The following is a 3,697-nucleotide window of genomic DNA, read 5'->3' as shown; positions in this document are numbered from 1 at the left end:
GGGCGCGGCGGGTGGTGAGGCCCTCGTGGCGGGCCTGGGTGGATAACAACCACCCGCCGCCTCCTGGGCCTCCGCCCGCTGGCCCGCCGCCCGCCGCCGCGCCGCCACCGCCGGGTCGCCGGGATCCCCGGCCTCCCCGCGGGCCGCCGCGAGGACGTCCTCGACCGTCGCGAGGCCGCCCAGTTCCGCCCGCGCCGGGCGGCCGAGCGTCGTCACCGCGCCCGCCTCCCGGGACCGGCCCCGGCAATGGAAGGCCAGCTCGCACGCCGACAGGCACTCGGGCGCGTACGCCGCCGGGACCGACTCCACGGCGGCCGTCAGCTCGTCGGCGGGCAGCTCGGGGGAGAAACACGTGCCCTCGGGGAGCTCATCGGCGATGTCCTCGATACGGGTCAGCCGGGCCAACTGGCGGGCCGTCACCGCCCGCTGCTTGCGGATGTCGACGGCGGACGCGGCCGGCAGGTTGGAGAAGTCCCGGGGACAGACGAGCAGGATCCGGTGCCGCACACGCGGAGTGGGATCCAGACGCTCCGCGACCTCCTCCAGCGCCAGCACGTACACCGCCGCCTGCCGGGCCGCCGCCCCGACCTTCGCCGGGTCCGCCGAACCGTCCAGCAGCGGGAAGGACTTGATCTCGACCACGGTCCAGCTACCGTCCGGGTGCACCACCACCGCGTCCGGTTCCAGGAACGCCGGGGAGCCCGCGACGTCCAGCGCGAGCATCGGGTGGTCGAGCAGCGTCCACGCGCCCGGGTGCGCGGTGGCCTCGCGCAGCTCCAGCGCCGTACGGGCCGTACGCCCCTGGGGGCCGGTCGCGGTCAGGTCGGGCACGCGTGCCTCTGCGGGCGGCTCGGCCGCCCGGTCCAGCTTCTCGTGCACCAGCCGCAGCAGCTCCGCGCCGCCGTCGGCCTTGACCCGCGTCTCGAACGCGTTGCCCCGCGTGAGCGCGAACTGGGACTGCCCGAAGACCGACGGCGCACCCAGCGCGTCGGCCACGGACGCCTTGTTCACCCCGGCACCGTCGAGGATCGCGCGCCGCGCACAACCGGGGTTGGCGGCCAGCGCCGCCAGAGCGCGCGCGTCCAGTGCCTTCGCGGGTACGTCGGGCCCGCGCAGCTCAGCGAGCCGCTGCCGGAGCGCCGTCCCCCGCGTCCTTGGGAGAGGCACTCGGCTCGGCTCCCGCTCCGAACCGCGCATCGCGCTGCCGTGGAATTCGCTCACCCGCGGAAGTCTGGCATCCGGCACTGACATTCGAGGAACCCGCGGCGGAAGAGGCCGCGGAAGTGGCTGCGGAAGCGGCTGAAGAGGAGTCCGCCGCGACCGGCGCGAACCGCGGCACGAACCGTGCCCTGACCCGGTCCGCCGCGCGCATCACCAGCGGCGCCAGCAGCAGTCCGACGCCCATGACGGCCGCGCCCGCGACAGCGTCGAGGAAGTAGTGGTTGGCGGTGCCCATGACCACGATCGTGGTGATCAGCGGGTAGGCGACAGCGGCCGCCTTCGCCGTGCGCGTACCGCCGTAGCGCCACAGCATCACTCCGCACCACAGGGCCCAGCCCACGTGCAGACTCGGCATGGCCGCGTACTGGTTGGTCATACCCCCCAGGCCTCGCGGGGCGCTCGCCTCGCCGCCCCACCAGCCGTACGAGCTGTACTGGGCCATCGTGTCCACGAAGCCGTGACTGGCGTCGAGCAGTCGGGGCGGGCAGGTCGGCAGCAGGGTGAAGCCGATCAGGCCGACGAACGTCGACGTCCACAGCCAGGTGCGCGCGGCGCGGTAGCGCACGGTCCGGGAGCGGAAGAGCCATATGAGGATCGCCGGCGTGACCAGGTAGTGCAGCGACGCGTACCAGAAGTCCGCCGGTATGCCTATCCACGCCTCGTGTGTGAAGAGGCGGTTGAGCGGGTGCTCGGCGTTGAGGAACAGCGCCTTCTCGATCCGCAGGATCGCCAGACCGTTGTCGACCGCCCCGGAGACGTCGCCCCGCACGAGGAGCCGGCCTGCCGAGTAGCACGCGTACACCAGCAGGATGAGCGGCAGCTCCGTCCACCAGCGCAGCCGGGGCGCAGAGGCCGCCTCGGTGCCTGGTGTCTCGGTGTGCGGCATCCGATCGCCCTCCCCCTTCGTCGTCACGGCTCCCCGCCGGCCGGTCGTGCCACCTTACGGCGCGTGTGCGCCCCCTGGGGGCGCCCTCCGGACCTCAAAGACGCAGAGATCGCCCGCCGGGTTGCCCGTCACCAGCGTGCGCGATGATGGAGGAGTTCCGCTCGCGTTTTTCTTCCGGAAAGGTCCTCCATGGCTCCGCGCATCCTGCTGGCCCGGCACGGACAGACCGAGTGGTCCCTGTCCGGCAAGCACACCGGCAGGACGGACGTGCCTCTCCTGGAGGAGGGCCGGCGCGGCGCCAAGCTGCTCGGCGAGCGTCTGCACCGCGCCCCGTACGACGGCCTGCCCGGCGTCGAGGTGCGCACCAGCCCGCTGGCACGCGCGCGTGAAACATGTGAACTGGCCGGTTTCGGCGACCGCGCGCGTGCCTGGGACGCGTTGCTGGAGGTCGACTACGGGACCTACGAGGGCATGACCCCGGCGGACATCCAGGCCGTCCGGCCCGGCTGGCTGATCTGGCGCGACGGCGTCCCCGAGGGCGAGAGCCTCGCCGAGGTGACGGCCCGGGCGGACGAGGTCGTCTCCTGGGCGCGTTCCGAGGACCGTGACGTCCTGGTCTTCGCCCACGGGCACATCCTGCGCACCCTCGGGGCGCGATGGCTGGGCCTGCCGATCGACTTCGCGGCGCGGATACGCCTGAACCCGACGTCCTTGTCGGTACTGGGATGGGCGTACGGGGAGCCGGCGATCGAGAGCTGGAACGACATCGGGCACCTCGGCTAGCTAGGTGACCCTCGGCGTCGACGCATGCCGTTCCAGGAACGCCGAGACCCCCGAAGCCCGGCGATGCGGCAACAGCACGCGTGCCGTGGCCGCCAGCATCGTCTGGATCCGGGACGACTGGACCTCCTCCAGCAGATCGAGCACCCGCATCCCCGCCACCGCCGCCTCGTCGGGACGTCCGCCCCGTGCGAGGTCGTCCGCCAGCTCCGCCGTGTACAGCGCGATGTTCCGGGTGAAGTGCGGATCCTGCAGGTCCGCCGCCCGCCGCGCGTGCCGTGCCGCCCGGGGCCAGTCGCCGAGCGCGGACCAGCACTGCGCCTCCAGGCCCTCCAGTTCGGCCTCTCCGTAGAAGCTCATCCACTCGGGGTCGGCCTCCGAGGTGCCGCGTTCGAAGAGGGCCTGCGCCCGGGCCAGTGCCTGCTCGCAGCCGACGCGGTCGGCGAGCCCCGCCCAGCCGCCCGCCTCGCGCAGCGCGAGCAGCGACATCAGCCGGGCCGAGCCCACGGGCCGGGCGACGCGCTGCGCGGCCTGGGCCGCCCGGACCGCCTCGCGCGGCCGGCCCGCGTCGCGCGCGAGGAACGCCGTATTGCAGAAGGCGTGCGCCTCCAGGCCCGGATCGCCGGTCATCCGGGCGGTCGCCAGCGCCTCCGCGTAGTGGGAGCGGGCGTCGTCGAAGCGTCCCGAGTCGTGGGCCAGCCAGCCCACGGAGAGGGCCAGTTCACCGGCGCCGGAGTAGAGCCGGTCCGCTGTGGTCTGCCGGGTCGCGCCGGCGTCCAGCAGGGCGTAGGCGGCACGCAGCGGCGCGGC

At 73.8% G+C, this 3,697-nt stretch carries 3 protein-coding genes and 1 pseudogene; 1 reads left to right on the top strand and 3 read right to left on the bottom strand.

Annotated elements, in window-relative coordinates; translation table 11 throughout:
* Together ACFTZL_RS42525 and ACFTZL_RS42520 are read right to left on the bottom strand one after the other, a co-directional pair.
* The coding region (locus ACFTZL_RS42525; protein ID WP_382595265.1) for a hypothetical protein at window positions 1-1,167 on the bottom strand (1,167 nt) is incomplete at its 3' end.
* Window positions 1,118-2,107, bottom strand: coding sequence for a phosphatase PAP2 family protein (locus ACFTZL_RS42520; RefSeq protein ID WP_382595264.1), 990 nt, complete (start codon window positions 2,105-2,107; stop codon window positions 1,118-1,120). The genes ACFTZL_RS42525 and ACFTZL_RS42520, both read right to left, overlap by 50 nt.
* Before the next feature lie 189 nt (window positions 2,108-2,296).
* Here ACFTZL_RS42520 and ACFTZL_RS42515 point away from each other — a divergent pair, with 189 nt between their 5' ends.
* Entirely contained in the window at window positions 2,297-2,890 is a 594-nt protein-coding gene (locus ACFTZL_RS42515; RefSeq protein WP_382595261.1) for a histidine phosphatase family protein, read from the top strand.
* Here the strand turns inward: ACFTZL_RS42515 and ACFTZL_RS42510 are convergent.
* Window positions 2,891-3,697: pseudogene (locus tag ACFTZL_RS42510) on the bottom strand (hypothetical protein); the annotation flags it as partial. It abuts the gene before it with no gap.

The sequence above is a fragment of the Streptomyces sp. NPDC056948 genome, assembly GCF_042674225.1.
In the GTDB taxonomy this organism is placed as follows: Bacteria; Actinomycetota; Actinomycetes; order Streptomycetales; family Streptomycetaceae; genus Streptomyces; species Streptomyces purpurascens.
This window is presented reverse-complemented; position numbering and strand designations above follow the sequence as displayed.